At 69.4% G+C, this 16,022-nt stretch carries 19 protein-coding genes; 8 read left to right on the top strand and 11 right to left on the bottom strand.

Annotated elements, in window-relative coordinates; all coding sequences use genetic code 11:
* Positions 1 to 2: 2 nt before the first annotated feature.
* Together AC07SQ_RS29275 and AC07SQ_RS29270 are read right to left on the bottom strand one after the other, a co-directional pair.
* Positions 3 to 881 (bottom strand): branched-chain amino acid ABC transporter permease, encoded by an 879-nt coding sequence (locus AC07SQ_RS29275; RefSeq protein WP_062472963.1) that lies wholly within the window; start codon positions 879 to 881, stop codon positions 3 to 5.
* Entirely contained in the window at positions 881 to 1,720 is an 840-nt protein-coding gene (locus AC07SQ_RS29270; RefSeq protein ID WP_495273421.1) for an ABC transporter ATP-binding protein, read from the bottom strand. The genes AC07SQ_RS29275 and AC07SQ_RS29270 overlap by 1 nt, the downstream gene beginning before the upstream one ends.
* A 168-nt stretch (positions 1,721 to 1,888) precedes the next feature.
* Between AC07SQ_RS29270 and AC07SQ_RS29265 the strand changes: the two genes are divergently transcribed.
* The 4 genes from AC07SQ_RS29265 to arfB are packed head-to-tail and all read left to right on the top strand — an operon-like array spanning position 1,889 to position 4,985.
* Positions 1,889 to 2,545 carry a TetR/AcrR family transcriptional regulator gene (locus tag AC07SQ_RS29265; RefSeq protein WP_235926668.1) on the top strand — a complete coding sequence of 219 codons (657 nt, stop codon included), beginning with the start codon at positions 1,889 to 1,891 and terminating at the stop codon, positions 2,543 to 2,545.
* Positions 2,542 to 3,333 carry an enoyl-CoA hydratase/isomerase family protein gene (locus tag AC07SQ_RS29260; RefSeq protein WP_492732427.1) on the top strand — a complete coding sequence of 264 codons (792 nt, stop codon included), beginning with the start codon at positions 2,542 to 2,544 and terminating at the stop codon, positions 3,331 to 3,333. Before AC07SQ_RS29265 ends, AC07SQ_RS29260 begins: the two co-directional genes overlap by 4 nt.
* A gap of 43 nt (positions 3,334 to 3,376) precedes the next feature.
* The gene (locus AC07SQ_RS29255) at positions 3,377 to 4,561 is read left to right on the top strand and encodes an acetyl-CoA C-acyltransferase family protein (RefSeq protein WP_319360430.1); all 1,185 of its coding nucleotides are present in this window, start codon (positions 3,377 to 3,379) and stop codon (positions 4,559 to 4,561) included.
* Positions 4,562 to 4,577: 16 nt separating this feature from the next.
* Positions 4,578 to 4,985: an alternative ribosome rescue aminoacyl-tRNA hydrolase ArfB gene (gene arfB / locus AC07SQ_RS29250; RefSeq protein WP_062472954.1), complete on the top strand. Its 408-nt coding sequence runs from the start codon at positions 4,578 to 4,580 to the stop codon at positions 4,983 to 4,985.
* Here arfB and AC07SQ_RS29245 read toward each other — a convergent pair.
* On the bottom strand, positions 4,954 to 5,481 hold the full coding sequence (locus AC07SQ_RS29245) for a DUF2306 domain-containing protein (protein WP_062473063.1): 528 nt from the start codon (positions 5,479 to 5,481) through the stop codon (positions 4,954 to 4,956). The genes arfB and AC07SQ_RS29245 overlap by 32 nt on opposite strands.
* 136 nt (positions 5,482 to 5,617) lie before the next feature.
* On the opposite strand from AC07SQ_RS29245, the gene AC07SQ_RS29240 reads away from it, so the two are divergent.
* Positions 5,618 to 6,199, top strand: coding sequence for a DUF3299 domain-containing protein (locus tag AC07SQ_RS29240; RefSeq protein WP_095744722.1), 582 nt, complete (start codon positions 5,618 to 5,620; stop codon positions 6,197 to 6,199).
* Here the strand turns inward: AC07SQ_RS29240 and AC07SQ_RS29235 are convergent.
* Positions 6,183 to 6,689 (bottom strand): GNAT family N-acetyltransferase, encoded by a 507-nt coding sequence (locus AC07SQ_RS29235; RefSeq protein WP_495273422.1) that lies wholly within the window; start codon positions 6,687 to 6,689, stop codon positions 6,183 to 6,185. The two genes, AC07SQ_RS29240 and AC07SQ_RS29235, sit on opposite strands and share 17 nt — an antisense overlap.
* 134 nt (positions 6,690 to 6,823) lie before the next feature.
* On the opposite strand from AC07SQ_RS29235, the gene AC07SQ_RS29230 reads away from it, so the two are divergent.
* Positions 6,824 to 7,237 (top strand): GFA family protein, encoded by a 414-nt coding sequence (locus AC07SQ_RS29230; protein WP_492695268.1) that lies wholly within the window; start codon positions 6,824 to 6,826, stop codon positions 7,235 to 7,237.
* 2 nt (positions 7,238 to 7,239) lie between these two features.
* Here AC07SQ_RS29230 and AC07SQ_RS29225 read toward each other — a convergent pair whose 3' ends face one another.
* The 7 genes from AC07SQ_RS29225 to AC07SQ_RS29195 all read right to left on the bottom strand — a co-directional run bounded on the left by AC07SQ_RS29225 (position 7,240) and on the right by AC07SQ_RS29195 (position 13,793).
* Entirely contained in the window at positions 7,240 to 8,124 is an 885-nt protein-coding gene (locus AC07SQ_RS29225; protein WP_070059579.1) for a LysR family transcriptional regulator, read from the bottom strand.
* A 31-nt stretch (positions 8,125 to 8,155) separates the two neighbouring features.
* Positions 8,156 to 9,886, bottom strand: a complete 1,731-nt coding sequence (locus AC07SQ_RS29220) for a SulP family inorganic anion transporter (protein WP_095950799.1) — start codon at positions 9,884 to 9,886, stop codon at positions 8,156 to 8,158.
* 61 nt (positions 9,887 to 9,947) lie between these two features.
* The gene (locus AC07SQ_RS29215; protein ID WP_487849215.1) at positions 9,948 to 10,403 is read right to left on the bottom strand and encodes a DUF2501 domain-containing protein; all 456 of its coding nucleotides are present in this window, start codon (positions 10,401 to 10,403) and stop codon (positions 9,948 to 9,950) included.
* 122 nt (positions 10,404 to 10,525) lie between these two features.
* Entirely contained in the window at positions 10,526 to 11,743 is a 1,218-nt protein-coding gene (locus tag AC07SQ_RS29210) for a beta-ketoacyl-[acyl-carrier-protein] synthase family protein (RefSeq protein WP_495273423.1), read from the bottom strand.
* Positions 11,740 to 11,982, bottom strand: coding sequence for an acyl carrier protein (locus AC07SQ_RS29205; RefSeq protein ID WP_062472943.1), 243 nt, complete (start codon positions 11,980 to 11,982; stop codon positions 11,740 to 11,742). Before AC07SQ_RS29205 ends, AC07SQ_RS29210 begins: the two co-directional genes overlap by 4 nt.
* Positions 11,983 to 12,147: 165 nt before the next feature.
* Positions 12,148 to 12,834: a phosphatase PAP2 family protein gene (locus AC07SQ_RS29200; protein WP_095950754.1), complete on the bottom strand. Its 687-nt coding sequence runs from the start codon at positions 12,832 to 12,834 to the stop codon at positions 12,148 to 12,150.
* 65 nt (positions 12,835 to 12,899) lie between these two features.
* Positions 12,900 to 13,793: an AraC family transcriptional regulator gene (locus AC07SQ_RS29195; protein ID WP_070059575.1), complete on the bottom strand. Its 894-nt coding sequence runs from the start codon at positions 13,791 to 13,793 to the stop codon at positions 12,900 to 12,902.
* Between the two features lie 89 nt (positions 13,794 to 13,882).
* Between AC07SQ_RS29195 and AC07SQ_RS29190 the strand changes: the two genes are divergently transcribed.
* Together AC07SQ_RS29190 and AC07SQ_RS29185 are read left to right on the top strand one after the other, a co-directional pair.
* Entirely contained in the window at positions 13,883 to 15,133 is a 1,251-nt protein-coding gene (locus tag AC07SQ_RS29190; RefSeq protein WP_495273424.1) for an MFS transporter, read from the top strand.
* 40 nt (positions 15,134 to 15,173) lie between these two features.
* Positions 15,174 to 15,923 (top strand): sulfite exporter TauE/SafE family protein, encoded by a 750-nt coding sequence (locus tag AC07SQ_RS29185; protein WP_095950752.1) that lies wholly within the window; start codon positions 15,174 to 15,176, stop codon positions 15,921 to 15,923.
* Positions 15,924 to 16,022 lie beyond the last annotated feature (99 nt).

Below are 16,022 nucleotides of genomic sequence, written 5' to 3'. Positions count from 1 at the left end.
GGCTAGAGTCTCTCGATCTCGTGCGTGCCGAAGAGCCCGTACGGCCGCACCATCAGCACGAACACCAGCACGATGAAGGTGGCGAGCAGCTTGTATTCGCCGCCCAGGTAGGAGCCGGCCAGTGCTTCGATCAACCCGATGAGCACGCCGCCGACGAGTGCGCCGAGCACGCTGTCGAGCCCGCCGACGATCACCACCACCAGCACCGACAGCCCGAACACGCCCATCGACGACGAGATGCCGCCGATGGCGCCGACGATGATGCCGGCCACCGCCGCGATCATGGCCGAGGCGACCCAGGCGAGCGAGAACACGCGCGGCACGTGGATGCCCATCGAGTACGCAGCCGCCTGGTCCGAGGCCGTGGCCCGCAGCGCCACGCCGCCGCGCCAGAAGCGGAACAGCAGCAGCACCAGGCCGATCAGCACCACGGCGATGAGTGCGCCGTAGGCGATCTTGGGCGCCAGGAAGGCCTCGCCGATCATCACGGGCGTGTTGGGCAGGAACTCGGGCAGGCGGCGCTGGTCGGCGGTCCAGATGATCTCGACCAGCCCGACGAGGATCGACGCCAGCCCCACCGTCACCATGAACACCGAGATCGGCGGCTCGCCCAGCAGCGGGCGGATCATGGTGCGCTCGATCACCGCGCCCAGCAGGCCGGTGCCGATCACCGAGCCCAGCACCGCCATCCAGATCGGCAGCGAGAAGCTCGCGGCGAAGGTGAAGAACAGGTAGGCGCCGACCATCAGCATCTCGCCGATGGCGATGTTGACCACGCGCGTCGCCTTGTAGACCAGCACGAAGGCCAGCGCCGCCAGCGCATACAGGCCGCCGCCGGCGATGCCGGTGAGCGCGATCTCGAAGAGGTAGGCCCAATCCATCAGGCGGCTCCTGCCGTGGCTTCGCCGCGCAGCCGGCGGCGCAGCTCGCCCACGTCGCCCGCGCCGAGGTAGGCGCGGATCACTTCCGGGTCGGCCTGCACCTGCGCGGGCGTGCCTTGCGCGATGACTTGGCCGAAGTTGAGCACCACCACGTGGTCCGACAGGTCCATCACCATGCCCATGTCGTGCTCCACCATCAGCACCGTGATGCCCCATTCGCGCCGCACGTCGAGGATGAAGCGCGCCATGTCTTCGGTCTCTTCGCGGTTCATGCCAGCCACGGGTTCGTCGAGCATCAGCACCTTGGGCTGCATGGCCAGGGCGCGCGCCATTTCGACGCGCTTCTGCAGGCCGTAGGGCAGGGCGGCCACCGAGGCGTGGCGGATGTGGTCGATCTCGAGGAAATCGATGATGCGTTCTTCCACGTCACGGCGCAGCTCGGCCTCTTCGCGGCGCGCGCGGCCCAGGTAGAAGAGGGCGTCGAACACGTTGGTCTTCAGGTGGGCGTGGCGGCCGAGCTTGATGTTGTCGAGCACGGTCATGCCACGGAACAGCGCGATGTTCTGGAAGCTGCGCGCCAGGCCCAGCGCGGCGCGCCTGGGGGCGGGCAGGCGGGTGATGTCGGCGCCCTCGAACAGCACGCGGCCCTGCGAGGGCTTGTAGAAGCCCGAGATGGTGTTGAACAGCGAGGTCTTGCCCGCGCCGTTGGGCCCGATCACCGCGGTGATGGAGCCGGGCGCGACGCTGAAGCCGACGTTGGTGAGCGCCTTCACGCCGCCGAATGCCAGCGTCAACGCCTCGGCCTGCAGCACCGGGGCCGTGGCGGAAGGTGCGGACATGGAGGTATCCCGTCGAGTCTCGTCAGGCATGGCTAAGGGGCGCGCCGCAAGGTCAGGGTTTGTGTCCAGCAGCGAAATGCTACTGGCCCGTAAAATTCCTACTGGCCGGTAATGTCCGTGTTCGCCGCAGTTCGCGGCATCGGGACTTTCCCCGCCCGCACAAACCCCATGCCCCGTTCCACCGCCGTTCCTGCTTCAGCCTCTCCGTGGGCGCCTGCCGACCGCCGCGCGCAGCAGCGCGAGGTCAAGCGCATGGCCGTGTTGCGCACGGCCGCCCAGCTGTTCAACGAGCGCGGCTTCCACGCGACCTCGCTCGACGACATTGCCGAGCGGCTCAACGTGAGCAAGCCCACGCTGTACTACTACATCGAGAACAAGGACCAGATCCTGCTCGAGTGCGTGAAGATGGCGCTGGACCTCATGCAGACCGGCATCGGCGAGGTGCGCGCCGCAGGCGGCAGCGCCATCGACCAGCTCAAGGCCTGCATGCGCATCTACTCGGGCGTGGTCACGCAGGACTTCGGCATGTGCGTGATCCGCATCGGCGAAGACCCGCTGCCCGATCCGCTCAAGAAGGAACTGCGCCGCCTCAAGGCCGGCATCGACGGGCATTTCCGCCGCCTCATCGAAGAGGGCGTGGCCGAGGGCGCGCTGGCGCCCTGCGACCCGAAGATGGCGGCCTTCATGCTGGCCGGCGCGCTGAGCTGGATCGGCCGCTGGTACCGCCCCGACGGCGACCTCACGCCCGACCAGATTGCCGACCAGGGCATCGAGCTGCTGCTCAACGGCGTGCTGCAGCGCGCCCCGACGAAAGCGAACCCATGACTTCAGAGACTTCTTCTTCGCCCCTGCTGGTGGGCCGCGAAGGCGCGGTGGCCACGCTGCGCTTCAACCGGCCGGCCGCGCTCAACGCCATCGACGTGCCGATGGCCACCGCCTTCCTCGCCGCCGCGCGCACCCTGGCTGCCGACAAGAGCGTGCGCGCCGTGCTGCTGAGCGGCGCGGGCAAGGGCTTCATGGCCGGCGGCGACCTCGGCGTGCTCAGCGCCGACCCGAAGCAGGGCGCGGCCGACCTCATCGGCCCGCTGCACGAGGCGCTGACCGTGCTCGACGCCATGGACGCGCCGCTGGTCGCGCAGGTGCACGGCGTGGCGGCCGGTGCGGGGCTGAGCCTGATGCTGCAGGCCGACTTCGTGCTCGCGGCCGAGGGCACGCGCTTCAACCTGGCCTACGTGAACGTCGGCACCAGCTGCGACGTCGGCGCCTCGTGGGCGCTGCCGCGCCTGGTCGGCATGCGCCGCGCGCTGGAGATCGCGATGCTCGGCGATACCTACGACTCCGCCGCCGCCGAGCGCATGGGCCTCATCAACCGCGTGGTGCCCGCGGCCGAGCTCGAAGCCGAGGCCATGGCACTCGCGCAGCGGCTGGCCAAGGGCCCGACCGTGGCGCTGGGCCACCTGCGCCGGCTGATGCGCGGATCGCTTGACCGCGACCTGGCGAGCCAGCTCGATGCCGAGTCGGCCGCGTTCCAGTCGTGCGCGGCCACCGCCGATTTCCGCATCGGCCTCGATGCCTTTTTCGGCAAGAAGCCCGCGGCCTTCACGGGCCGCTGAAGAATTCCTTGTTTTCGTTTTTTCAATCCAGGAGATCCATCCCATGACCCAACGCGACATCTTCGTGGTCGGCACCGCCCGCACCGCCATCGGCACCTTCGGCGGTGCGCTCAAGGACGTGCCCAACACGCAACTGGCCACCACCGCCGTCAAGGCCGCCATCGAGCGCAGCGGCGTGGCCGCCGACGCCATCGGCCATGTGGTCATGGGCAACGTGATTCCCACCGACGTGAAGGACGCGTACCTGAGCCGCGTGGCCGCCATCGATGCGGGCTGCCCGATCGAGACGCCGGCCTTCAACGTGAACCGCCTGTGCGGCTCGGGCCTGCAGGCCATCGTGTCGGCGGCGCAGGCCATTGCGCTGGGCGACTGCGACATCGCCATCGGCGGTGGCTCCGAATCGATGAGCCGCGGCCCGTACTTCGACACCTCGGCCCGCTACGGCGCACGCATGGGCGACGCGGTGCTGGTCGACTACATGCTGGGCATCCTGCACGACCCGTGGGAGAAGATCCACATGGGCATCACGGCCGAGAACGTGGCCGCGCGCTACGGCATCACGCGCGAGCAGATGGACGAACTGGCCGTGACCAGCCAGCAGCGCGCCGCCGCCGCCATTGCCGCGGGCCGCTTCAAGGATCAGATCGTTCCGGTCGAGGTGAAGACGCGCAAGGGCGTCGTGCTGTTCGACACCGACGAGCACGTGCGCGCTGACACCACCGTCGACACGCTCGCGAAGATGAAGCCCGCGTTCAAGAAGGACGGCCTCGTGACCGCCGGCAACGCCTCGGGCATCAACGACGGCGCCGCTGCCGTGGTGCTGGCCGAAGGCGGCCGCGTGAAGGCGCTGGGCCTGAAGCCGCTGGCACGGCTCGTGGGCTATGCGCACGCCGGCGTCGAACCCGCGTACATGGGCATCGGCCCGGTGCCGGCCACGCGCAAGGTGTTGGAGCGCACGGGCCTGAAGGTCAGCGACTTCGACGTGATCGAGTCGAACGAAGCGTTCGCGGCGCAGGCTTGCGCCGTCATCAAGGAGCTGGGCTTCGACCCCGCCAAGGTGAACCCGAACGGCTCGGGCATTTCGCTGGGCCACCCGGTGGGCGCGACCGGCGCGATCATCACGACGAAGGCGATCGCCGAGCTGCACCGCACGGGCGGCCGCTACGCGCTGGTGACGATGTGCATCGGCGGCGGGCAAGGCATTGCCGCCGTGTTTGAACGCGTTTGAAGGCACACTCGCGGGCATGCTCCGCCCCCCACTCCTGATCGACCCCGACGAAGTCGAGATCAGCGCCATCCGTGCGCAGGGTGCGGGCGGGCAGAACGTCAACAAGGTGTCGAGCGCGGTGCACCTGCGCTACGACATCCACGCCAGCTCGCTGCCGGCCGACGTGAAGGAACGGCTGCTCGCCTTGCGCGACAGCCGCATCACGCAGGAAGGCGTGTTCGTGCTCAAGGCGCAGCAGCACCGCACGCAGGAGATGAACCGCGCCGACGCGCTCGCGCGGCTGCAGGCGGTGATCGACAGCGTGGCCACGCCGCCGCGCGTGCGGCGCGCCACCAAGCCCACCTACGGTTCGAAGCAGCGCCGGCTCGAAGGCAAGAGCCAGCGTTCGCAGATCAAGAGCCTGCGCGGGCGGGTGCAGGACTGACGGGCTTGTCGCCGCGCAGCCGCTTGATCTGCAGCGTCACGCCGACCACGTACAGCGCGCCGAGCACCGCGGTGATCGCCTTCAGTTCGGGCGCCTCGGCGTTCGGCAGCAGCGGCGCGCCCAGCGGCAGCCGCGTCAGCGTCTCGGTGAAGGCCGGAATCCAGTGGAAGAGAAAGCTCGCCGAATAGGCGACCGCCTCGATGTAGCGTGATTTCGCCCCGAGCCGCCCATACCCCGCCAGCGCGCCGACGGCCAGCGCCACCAAAGTGATGATGCCCAGCGCATGGGGCTTGCCGAAGCCGCCGTGCTGGAAGATGCCGAAGCCCGTGAGGCAGGTCAGCACCGTGGTCCAGACGAAGACCTGGCCCAGGCCGGTGCGCAGGGTGATTTCCTTGTAGCGCAGGAGGGCCCAGATGCCTGCGAACACGGCGATCAGGCTGATCGCGGTGTGAACCGTGCCGAGTGACGTCAATCCAAGCCATCCTGTGGGTGCCATGCGGATCTCCTCGTGGTCGTGGTGCGGCATTCTGGCGCGGCGCCCGCCTTTTTGCCATGTGTGCCCATTCGTTTCAAGGCGGGTCTTCCGGCCTGCCCCGAGCGCTGTGTCACCTTCGGCAAGCACAATCGGGGCCATGAGTGTTTTTGTTCGTCGCACGGGAATGGTGCTGCTGATGGCGGTCGCGGGCAGCCTGCTGTCCGCCTGCAGCCCGGACGCGGCCCAGGGGCAGGGCGCGGCCAGCGCGCCGGCCGCGCAGGAGATGGCCTGGGACGCGCTGGTGCCCAAGGAGTGGGACCCGACCCAGCGCTACCGCAACATCAGCCTCGAAGCGCTGCGCGACAACGACCCGCGCGCGATCCAGATGCTCGACGAGATGCGTGCCGTCTGGGACAACGCGCCGGTCAACGTCGCGCTCGACGGCAAGCCCGCGAAGCTGTCGGGCTTCGTCGTGCCGCTCGATGCCACGCAAGACGGCATCCGCGAGTTCCTGCTGGTGCCGTACTTCGGCGCCTGCATCCACACCCCGCCACCGCCCGCCAACCAGATCGTCCACGTGATCGCGCCCGCGCCCGTGAAGGGGCTGCATGCGATGGACACGGTGCGCGTGAGCGGCACGCTGAAGGCGGCGCGCTACGCATCGGCCGACATGGGCGTGAGCGGCTACGAGATCGCGTCGGCGGCGGTGGAGCGGGTGGCGGTCACGCAGGGGCCGTGAAGGCCGCAAGCTCGCCCAGGGCCGGTTCCAGCAACCGATAGCTCAGTCGCTCCGCAACCTGGAAGGCGCCGAGCCCTTCATAGAACGCGATGCCGCGCGCATTCGTCGCCTTCACGGGCCAGTCGATGCGGTGGCATCCCTTGGCGATGGCGCGCGCGGCCACCCATGCCATGAGGGCGCGGCCCGCCCCGGCGCTGCGGTGGCCCGACTTCACATAGAGCTCCTTGAGCTGGCAGTGCCTGCGTTGCGCCGGTGCGAAGTCGACCAGCGAGAAGACCCAGGTGATCGCGGCCAGCCCGACCACGGTGTGCGCGTCTGTCGATGCCACCACGAGCTGGTGCGGCGAGCCGGGGGCGAGGAGATTGCCCAGCAGGTGCTCGCGCACCAGCTCGTGCGGCACGCGCGCGCCTTCGTTGTAGAAGCCGTGCAGTTCGGTCAGCAGCTCGATGAGCGAGTCGTGTTGGGCTTCGGACACCAGGTCGACGTGCATGGCATTTCCTTGGGGATGCGTCTTCGTGACTGCCGGATTCTGGCCCGCCCCGGATTCACGACGATCTTGTTACTCCCCGCTCCAGGCCTCGCGCGACTAGATTGCCCTTCACCACTTCGAAAAGGACAAGAACCATGAACCCGGCCTACACCGGCGGTTGCGCATGCGGCGCCATCCGCTACGAGATTTCAGGGGAACCCGTGTTCCAGAACGACTGCCAGTGCCTGGACTGCCAGCACAAGAGCGGCACGGGCCACGGCTCGTACCTCAGCTTCGCGGGCGCCGAGGTGAAGCAGACCGGCGCGGCCACGCTGTGGAGCCTCAAGGGCGACAGCGGCAACGTCAAGACGCGCGCGTTCTGTCCGACCTGCGGCTCGCCCGTGTACATGACCTTCGCGGCGATGCCCGGCGTCTTCACCGTGCATGCCGCCAGCCTGGACGACCCGGGGCGCTACCGGCCGCAGGCGGTCACGTACGCGGTGCGCGGGCACGCCTGGGACTTCCTCGATCCGGCGCTGCCGAAGTTCGAGCGGATGCCACCAGGCTGAACTCAGCCCATGCGCTGCGACAGGAAGTCGAGGAACGAGGTGATCCGCGCCGACAGCTGCGTGTTGCGGTAGTACACGGCGTTGACGGGCTGGCGCACGTCGACCGTGTCCTTGGGCAGCACCTGCACCAGCGCGCCGCTGGCGCGGTCGGCGGCGGTCATGAAGTCCGACAGGCAGACGATGCCCACGCCGGCCAGCGCGAGCTGGCGCAGCGTCTCGCCGCTGGACGCGACCACGGTGGGCGCGATGGTCCATTCGTCGCCATGCACGCCGCGCAGCGGCCAGCGGTTGAGCGACTCGGGCTGTGTGAAGCCCAGCAGCGCATGCCCGGCCAGCTCGTCGACCTTGCGCGGCTTGCCATGGGCCTCGAGGTAGGCGGGGCTCGCGAGCACGCGCAGCCGGTGCGTGCCGAGCGGGCGCGCGTGCAGCGTGGAATCGCGCAGCGGGCCGATGCGGATCGCCACGTCGGTGCGCCGCTCCAGCAGGTCGATGGGCAGGTCGTCGGTGTCGAGTTCGAGGCTGATCTGCGGATAGAGCCGGCGGAACTCCGGCACCAGCGGCACGATGGCGTGCAGCATGAAGGGCGAGGCCGCGTTCACGCGCAGCCGGCCGGCGGGCTGCTGGCGGCGCGCGGCCATGTGCTCTTCGGCGTCGTCGATCGCGTCGAGGATGGCGCGTGTGCGCTGCAAAAAGGCGGCGCCTTCCTCGGTGAGTTCGAGCCGCCGCGTGGTGCGACGCATCAGCGTGGTGCCGAGCTTCTGCTCGAGCCGGCTCAGCGCGCGGCTGATGCCCGACACGGTCTGGCCCAGCTGGTCGGCCGCAGCGGTGATCGAGCCGGTGTCCACCACGGCGCGGAAGGCGACCAGTTCTTCGATGGTGGTTTTCATGGCGCCCGTGTGGGGGAAGAGGCGCGCGCGGTCAGGCCGCGGCTTCGGCCTCTTCGGGCATGTCGATGCGCGGCATCAGCGCGGCCAGCGCCTCGGCGTCGGTGCGGTAGCTGAAGAGCATCGGCCCCGGTGCGAGCAGGCCGGCGCGTTCGAGCACCTGCATGGCTGGCAGCTTCATGCCGCTCAGGTGCAGGCGCACGCCCTTGGATTCCATCATCCGGCGGATCGAGCCGAACACCTCGGCACCGGTGATGTCGATGCGGTTGATCGGCTGTGCGAACAGGCACACGTCGGTCAGGTCGGGGCGCTCGGCCAGCGCGACCGTGAGCGCGCGCTCCAGCGTGGAGGCGGAGGCGAAGTCGAGTTCGGCGTCCATGCGCACCGCATACAGCTGCGGCGCGAGCGGCGGCAGCTTCCAGAGGTGGCGGTCGCGCAGGCTGCCGTCGGGGTGCAGGCCCACTTCGATGATGCGCGGGTGCAGGTGGCGGTACATGTAGTGCGCCAGGCTGGCGAGCAGGCCGCCCAGCACGCCCCAGTAGATGCTCGGCGCGGTGGCGATGGTGAGCACGAAGGTGCCGAAGGCGATGCCGGCTTCGAGCCGCGAAACGCGCCACAGCGCGGTGAAGCTCGACGGCTTCACCAGCCCGAGGATGGCCGTGACCACCACTGCCGCCAGCACCGCCTGCGGCACGTGGTACAGCAGCGGCATGAGCCACAGCAGCGCGCCGGCCACCACCGCCACGCTGAACAGCGTCGCCCAGCCGGTCTGCGCGCCCGCGTAGAGCGTGATGGCCGAGCGCGAGAACGACGAGCTGGTGGGGAACGACCCCGTGAAGCCCGAGGCCAGCTTGGCCAGCCCCTGGCCGATCAGGTCCTGGTTTTCGTTCCACAGCGTGCCGGCGCGGCCGTTGTCGACCTTGGCGCTCGACGCGGTTTCGAGAAAGCTCACCAGCGTGATCATCAGCGCGGGCAGTACCAGCGCGCTGAAGGTGTGCGCCGGCAGCAGGCCGGGCCAGTAGAAAGAGGGCAGGCCCGATGGCAGGGCGCCCACCACGGCGCCGCCGCGCAGCGCGTAGTTGATGCTCCAGCTGATGGCGGCCGCGCCGGCCACCAGCGCCATCGTGGTCGGAAAGCGTGGCACCCAGCGCTTGCCCAGCCACAGCACGGCGATGCTGCCCAGGCCGAAGGCGATGGCCGTGAGGTCGGGCAGCGGCCCGCCCTGCAGCACCTGCGGGATGGTGCGCCCCGTGAAGCCCAGCAACGCGGGCAGTTGCGAAATCGCGATCAGCACCGCCGCGCCCTGCGTGAAGCCGATCAGCACCGGCGAATTGACCAGCCGCAGCAGCCAGCCGAAGCGCCCCGCGCCGAGCACGATCTGGATCGCGCCCGACATCAGCGTGAGCCACACCGCCATCGCCACCCATTCGTCGCTGCCCGCCACCGCCAGCGGCGCGAGCGACGCGCCCACCAGCAGGCTGGTGAGCGCGGTCGGCCCGACCGACAGCCGCTGCGACGAGCTGAACATCACGGCGATGAGCGCCGGAAACAGCGCCGCGTACACGCCCGTGACCAGCGGCATGCCGGCCAGCGCCGCATAGGCCACGCCCTGCGGCAGCACCATCAGCGCGACGGTGATGCCGGCCATGGCCTCGTTGCGCAGCAGCGCGGCGGACGGGCGGGGCCAGCCGAGGCAGGGAACCCAGCGTGCGAGGCGCTGGCGAAGAGACGGTGCGGGGGAAGAGGAAGGGGAAGCCGGATTCATGAAGCGGGGCGCGCGCACGGCGGGCACGCCGCGCGCGGAGAGCGGGAGAGAGAGAAAGAGCCTAGATCAGTGAGGTCGCGTTCTTCAGGACGTAGTCGCAGGCCTTTTCCTTGACCTTCGACGACAGCCCCTTGAGGTTGAGCGACTTGCCGTCGCCGCCCTTGAGCAGGCCCTTGGCACCGCTCGCGAAGTCGTTTTCCTGTTTCTTCTGGCCGGTGATCTTGGCCAGCAGCTTGTCCTTGACGGAGGCGGCATCGCCACCGAGGTAGTTGTTCTTGACGCAGTACTCGAGCACGCCGGCCGCGCTGCCGATGGTGCTGGAGCCGATGGCGGGCATCTTGAAGCCGCCGAGGCTGAGGCCGCTGAGCGCCGAGCTGCCACCGCTGCTGTTGCTGCTGCCTTGCGAGTTGACCGCCGCGCCGGCCTGTTCTTTCAGCTGGTCGAGCAGGTTGTTGGCCTGCACCGAAGCGCCTGCGGCGAGCAGGGCAAGGGCGACGAATGTGGAGCGAACGTGCATGGTGGCCTCCTTGGACGGACATGGGGGGAGAAGCGCCCACCAGCATACCGGAGAGCCCGGAATGTCTCTATCGCGCGGGGCACAGCGCCACGGGGTGCGCAGCGCCCGCAAGAGCACGCGGCTCAGCCTCGGCGGAACAGCAGCACCGAGTTCGTGCCGCCGAAGGCGAAGGAGTTGCTGATGGCGGCGTCGAGCGCGGGCGCGGCGCTGTCACCGAGGGCGACGAGGTTCATCCGGCAGTCGGGGTCGACCTCGCGGCAGTTCGCGTTGGGCGGCAGCTCGCGCCGGTGCAGCGCCAGCACGGTGATCAGCGCCTCGATGGCCCCGGCCGCGCCGAGCATGTGGCCGTGCAGCGCCTTGGTCGAGCTGACGCGCAGGGCGTCGAAATCGGCGCCCCAGACCTCGGCTAGCGCGTTGCGCTCGACCACGTCGCCGATGCGCGTGGCCGTGCCGTGCGCGTTGCAGTAGCCCACGTCGCGCGGCTGCAGGCCGGCCTGGCGCAGCGCGGCGCGCAGGGCGCGGGCCTGGCCCGGTGCGTCGGGCTTGGTGAGGTGGGTGGCGTCGCTGCTCAGGCCCCAGCCGGCCAGCGTGGCGTAGCGGCGGGCGCCGCGTGCGCGGGCGCGTTCGGCCGATTCGAGAATGAGGAAGGCCGAGCCTTCGCCCAGTGCGAAGCCGCTGCGGTCGGTGGCAAAGGGGCGCACCGCGCCGGCCGCTTCGCCGGGCTGGAAGCCGGCCAGCGTCTGCATGGCCTGCCAGGCCAGCACCACGCCCGGGACGATGAGCGCTTCGCTGCCGCCCGCGATGGCGATGTCGACCTCGCCGCGCTGCACCGCCTTGGCGGCCTCGGCAATGGCCACCGACGACGAGGCGCAGGCGACCGAGTACGTGAGCACCGGGCCCAGCACGCCGTTGCGCATCGCCACATGGGCGGCCGGCGCGTTGGGCATGAAGGCGGGAATGGTGAGCGGCGAGACGCGCCCGTTGCCGCGGTAGGCGGCCTCGAGCGCGGCGGCGCCGCCCATGCCGCAGCCGGCGTAGACGCCGACGCGCTCGGCATCGATGCCGGCATCGCTCAGGGTCAGCCCCGCATCGCGCAGGGCGAGGTCGGCGGCGGCCACGGCCAGCTGGCTCACGCGGTCGACGCCGGCGAGCTGCAGCTTGGTGAACCAGCGCGTTTCGTCGAAGGCGACCGTGGCGGCGGCGGCGGGTTTGGGGAGTTCGGGAAAGACCGGTGCGATGGCCGAGCGGCCCTGCAAGAGCGCATCGAACAGTGCGTCGGGCGCGTCGCCATGCGGCGCCATGACGCCCAGCCCGGTGACGGCGACTTCGTGCGTGCTCACGCTGTCTTGGCGGCCCGGACCTTGTCGACCAGCTGCGCGAGCTCGGCCAGGGTGTCGATGCTCGCGTCGTCGTCTGGCATGGTGATGCCGAAATGGTCTTCGATGGCGAACAGGAATTCGGCCAGGGCCAGCGAATCGAGTCCGCCGGTTTCACGCATCGAGGCGTGCGGGTCGAGCTTGGACGGTTCGATGCCGTACTTCTCGTGGATCAGGTCCTGCAATTCCTTCAGCGAACTCATCTGCGATGCCTGTCGTCTTGTGCCGCCGTTGATCGATGGGCTGCCTGTCCCTTGCGGGTGGCGGGCCACGGGGTCGATCCCTTCCTCGTTCGGCCTGTGTTGATGATCAATGGTGATTGATGATATCCGCTTCGACCTTAGGGAAATCCTCGGGGCGGCCCCGGATCAACGGGGGCCGGGGCGCCAGCGCAACGAGGGCAGCGCGAAGGCCAGCCCGAGCAGCGCGCCGGCCACCGCGTCGAGCACCACATGCTGCTTGACCGCCAGCGTGGAATAGGCAATGGCGGCAAACCAGGCCCAGTTGATCGCCTGCAACAGCCACGGCGTGCGCGCCGCGCGCAGCACGTCGGCCAGGCGCACGGCGGTGAAGATGGCGACCGCCACGTGCATCGACGGGCAGGCGTTGCCCGCCGCGTCCACGCCCTGCAGCATCGCGAAGCCGGGGTAGCCCGAGACGTCGATGTCCAGCGGCGGGATCTGCGTCGGCCAGAAGTAGAAAAGGCCCAGGCCGCTCAGGCACAGCGCGCCGATCCACAGCCCGTAGACCACCAGCTCGCGAAACGTGAGCTGCAGCCCCGGCGCAAAGCCCACGTACACCCACAGCGACAGGTAGGCGCCGAGCGTGTAGGGCTGGAACGGGATCAGGTGGTCCAGCGGCGTCAGCGGCATCACCGTGACCGGAAAGGCCGGGTTGCGCAGCAGGTGGAAGTAGCCGATGAAGAACAGCCAGGTGAAGGCCGTGGTGCCGACCGCCTTCAGCAGGAAATGGCGGCGGATGCGCAGCCAGATGTCGGCGGTCCACGTTGCAGGCCTGGCCTCGGCCGCGATGTGCAGGGGGATCGGTGAGTGCATGGTGTCGGTGTCGGTCGCCGATCTTGCCAGAGCCCCATGGTGTGCCCGGTCCATGCCCTGCGGCATCAAAGGGTGGCCGGCCGCTTGCGGTGCTGGAACGAGGTGGGCGAGCGTCCCGTGGCGGCCTTGAACATGGCGCAGAACGCGCTGTCGGTGGCGTAGCCGCTGGCCGACGCCACCTGGCTCACGGCCATGCCGCGCGCGAGCAGCGGCAGCGCGTGCGCCATCACGGCCTGCTGGCGCCATTGCTGCCAGCTCATGCCGAGCTGGTCGCGGAACAGCCGCGCCACCGTGCGCTCGCTGGCGCCGATGGCGGCGGCGCGCTCGGCCAGCGTGGCGCGGTCGGCCGGGTTGCGCAGCAGCGTCTCGCACAGCTGGCGCAGGCGCTTGTCGGAGGGCAGCGGCACGTCGATGCGGATCTGCGTGGCGCGCTCGACCTCGTCGACCAGCAGCGGCGCGATCATGCGTTCGCGCTGCGGCGCATGCGGGTCGGCCGGGGGCAGGCCGTCGGGCGTGGTGTCGAGTGCGAGCATCAGCGCGCGCAGCAGCGGGCTGATCTCGAGCACCTCGCACTTCTCCCAGGTGGGCGCGATCCAGGCGTGCAGGTAGACGGTGCGCAGCTCGGCGTCTTCGATCAGCGTGATGCTGTGCGGCATGTTGGCCGGCACCCACAGCGCGCGCGACGGCGGCACGATGTAGCTGCCGTCCTGCGTACTCAAACGGATCACGCCGCGCGTCGAGAACGTGAGCTGCGGCCACGGGTGCTCGTGCAGCTCGACCAGCGTGTCGGCGCTCAGGAAATGTTCCTTGGCGCGCAGCGGTCGCACCGCGTCGGGGGCGTACAGGTGCGGCGTGAGCGGGCCCACGCTGTTGGTCGGCGCGGTGGGGGTTCCGCGCGCCTTGGCGGGGGAGGCTGGCTCGGGAGCGGGCGGAGCGTGGGGGGGAACGGCGCTTGGCATGGTTTCGACAAATGTTGTCGCTGTATCGCCATTCTGCCGCGTCGGTGCCGCATAGCATCGGTGCCCGCACCGGTTTTTTGTAGCAATCCATGTCATCCACTTCCTCGACAGCCGTTCCCGCCACCACTTTGCGCACCGACGCCCAACTGATCGGGCTGGTCGGCCTGGCGCATGCGGTGAGCCATTTCAGCCAGCTGATCCTGGCGCCGCTGTTTCCGTGGCTGAAGGACGCGTTCCAGGTGAGCTATGTCGAGCTCGGGGCGGTGCTCACCGTGTTCTTCGTGGTCTCGTGCATCGTGCAGGCGGCCTCGGGCTTCATCGTCGACAAGCTGGGCCCGCGCCCGGTGCTGTTCGTCGGGCTGGGCGCGCTGGGGCTCGCGGCCTTCGGCTATGCCATGGCGCAGAGCTACTGGATGCTGCTGGCGTGCGCGGTGGTCGGCGGCATCGGCAACGGCGTGTTCCACCCGGTCGACTACACGTTGTTCAACCGCAAGGTCGCGCCCACGCGCCTGGGCCATGCCTACAGCGTGCACGGCATCACCGGCAGCCTGGGCTGGGCGTTGGCGCCGGCCTTCGTGGTGCCGATCGCCATCGCCTTCTCGTGGCGCGTGGCGCTGGCCTCGGCCGGCGTGGTGGCGATCGTGGTGCTGCTGGTGCTGTGGATCTATCGCAGCGTGCTGGCTCTCGATGCTGCGGCCGTGCACAAGGCCACGGGGCAGGGCGAGCCCGCACCGGTGGGCGGCGAGTTCGACTTCCTGCGCATCCCGGCCGTGTGGATGTGCTTCGGCTTCTTCTTTTTCTACGCCGCCGTGATCAGCGTGGTGCAGACCTTCGCGCCCGTGGCGGCCGGCCATCTGCACGCCGTGCCTGTGGCGCTGGTGGCGGTGTGCCTCACGGTCTACATGGTGGCGAGTGCGGCCGGCATGGTGGTGGGGGGCTTCCTGGCCTCCGACCCGTCGCGCTGCGAGCGCATCGTGGGCGCGGGCTTCGGCGTGGCGGCGGCGCTGGCGTTGGTGCTGGCCTTTGCGCAGTTTCCGCCGGTGATGGTGCCGGTGTTGTTCGGCGCGATGGGTTTCGTCTCGGGCATCGCCGGGCCGTCGCGCGACCTGCTGGTGAAGAAGTCGACGCCGCCCAATGCGACGGGGCGCGTCTACGGCGTGGTGTACGCGGGCCTGGACATCGGCCAGGCCGTGGCGCCGCTGGTGTTCGGTCGCCTGATGGACGCCGGCCAGTACACGAGCGTGATCGTCGGGCTGGCGCTGGTGCAGGGCGTGTTGATCGCCAGTGCCTTCAATGTGCGGCGCGTGCGGCGCACGGCGCTGGTGCCTGCGTCGGCGTAAGCCACTTGGGCGCGGGGGGCGGCCCCCAATCATCGGCCGCATGCAAGCCTTGTATGTCTATGTGATCGTCGGCGCTGTGCTGGCGGGGTTCGTGCAGGGCCTGTCGGGCTTTGCCTTCGGCATGGTCGCGATGTCCGTGTGGGCCTGGACGCTGGAGCCGCAACTGGCCGCCGTGCTCGCGCTGTTCGGCGCCCTCACGGGGCAGGTGATTGCGGCGCTCACGGTGCGGCGGTCTTTCGACAAGCGCATCCTCTGGCCCTTCGTGCTCGGCGGACTGGTCGGCGTGCCCTTCGGTGTCTGGCTGCTGCCGCACCTGGACATCGTGCTGTTCAAGGTGTGCCTGGGTACGCTGCTGGTGCTGTGGTGCCCGGCCATGCTGATGTCGCAGCACCTGCCGAAGATCACTTTTGGCGGTCGCGCGGCGGACGGTGTCGCGGGTGCCATCGGCGGTGTGATGGCGGGCATCGGCGGCTTCTCGGGTGTCGTGCCTACGTTGTGGTGCACGCTGCGCGGCTTTCAGCGCGACACGCAACGTGCTGTGATCCAGAACTTCAATCTCTCGATGTTGGCTGTGGCATTTGCTGTGCATGTGGCGAGCGGGAGCATCGGGCGGTCGGTTTTGCCGTTGCTGGTGTTGGTCGCTGCGGCTGTTGCGGTGCCGGTGTTGTTGGGGGCGCGGTTGTATATCGGGATCAGTGAAGCGGCGTTTCGCAAGATCGTGTTGAGCTTGTTGACGTTGTCTGGGGTTGCTATGTTGGCTTCGGCTTTGCCTGCCTTGCTGGCTCGTTGAACTTGGCGCGTGGGTTTGCTTTCCGGGGCCGGGAGTTCCGCCCGGCGGCGGACTCACTTTCTTTTGCTTCGCCAAAAGAAAGTAAGCAAAGAAAAGGCG

The organism is Variovorax sp. GW821-FHT06D12, from assembly GCF_059419205.1.
This window is presented reverse-complemented; position numbering and strand designations above follow the sequence as displayed.

Coding starts and splice junctions, on each gene's coding strand:
- AC07SQ_RS29275 (WP_062472963.1), bottom strand. CDS start 881: ATGGATTGGGCCTACCTCTTCGAGATCGCGCTCACCGGCATCGCCGGC.
- AC07SQ_RS29270 (WP_495273421.1), bottom strand. CDS start 1,720: ATGTCCGCACCTTCCGCCACGGCCCCGGTGCTGCAGGCCGAGGCGTTG.
- AC07SQ_RS29265 (WP_235926668.1), top strand. CDS start 1,889: ATGCCCCGTTCCACCGCCGTTCCTGCTTCAGCCTCTCCGTGGGCGCCT.
- AC07SQ_RS29260 (WP_492732427.1), top strand. CDS start 2,542: ATGACTTCAGAGACTTCTTCTTCGCCCCTGCTGGTGGGCCGCGAAGGC.
- AC07SQ_RS29255 (WP_319360430.1), top strand. CDS start 3,377: ATGACCCAACGCGACATCTTCGTGGTCGGCACCGCCCGCACCGCCATC.
- arfB (WP_062472954.1), top strand. CDS start 4,578: ATGCTCCGCCCCCCACTCCTGATCGACCCCGACGAAGTCGAGATCAGC.
- AC07SQ_RS29245 (WP_062473063.1), bottom strand. CDS start 5,481: ATGGCACCCACAGGATGGCTTGGATTGACGTCACTCGGCACGGTTCAC.
- AC07SQ_RS29240 (WP_095744722.1), top strand. CDS start 5,618: ATGAGTGTTTTTGTTCGTCGCACGGGAATGGTGCTGCTGATGGCGGTC.
- AC07SQ_RS29235 (WP_495273422.1), bottom strand. CDS start 6,689: ATGCACGTCGACCTGGTGTCCGAAGCCCAACACGACTCGCTCATCGAG.
- AC07SQ_RS29230 (WP_492695268.1), top strand. CDS start 6,824: ATGAACCCGGCCTACACCGGCGGTTGCGCATGCGGCGCCATCCGCTAC.
- AC07SQ_RS29225 (WP_070059579.1), bottom strand. CDS start 8,124: ATGAAAACCACCATCGAAGAACTGGTCGCCTTCCGCGCCGTGGTGGAC.
- AC07SQ_RS29220 (WP_095950799.1), bottom strand. CDS start 9,886: ATGAATCCGGCTTCCCCTTCCTCTTCCCCCGCACCGTCTCTTCGCCAG.
- AC07SQ_RS29215 (WP_487849215.1), bottom strand. CDS start 10,403: ATGCACGTTCGCTCCACATTCGTCGCCCTTGCCCTGCTCGCCGCAGGC.
- AC07SQ_RS29205 (WP_062472943.1), bottom strand. CDS start 11,982: ATGAGTTCGCTGAAGGAATTGCAGGACCTGATCCACGAGAAGTACGGC.
- AC07SQ_RS29200 (WP_095950754.1), bottom strand. CDS start 12,834: ATGCACTCACCGATCCCCCTGCACATCGCGGCCGAGGCCAGGCCTGCA.
- AC07SQ_RS29195 (WP_070059575.1), bottom strand. CDS start 13,793: ATGCCAAGCGCCGTTCCCCCCCACGCTCCGCCCGCTCCCGAGCCAGCC.
- AC07SQ_RS29190 (WP_495273424.1), top strand. CDS start 13,883: ATGTCATCCACTTCCTCGACAGCCGTTCCCGCCACCACTTTGCGCACC.
- AC07SQ_RS29185 (WP_095950752.1), top strand. CDS start 15,174: ATGCAAGCCTTGTATGTCTATGTGATCGTCGGCGCTGTGCTGGCGGGG.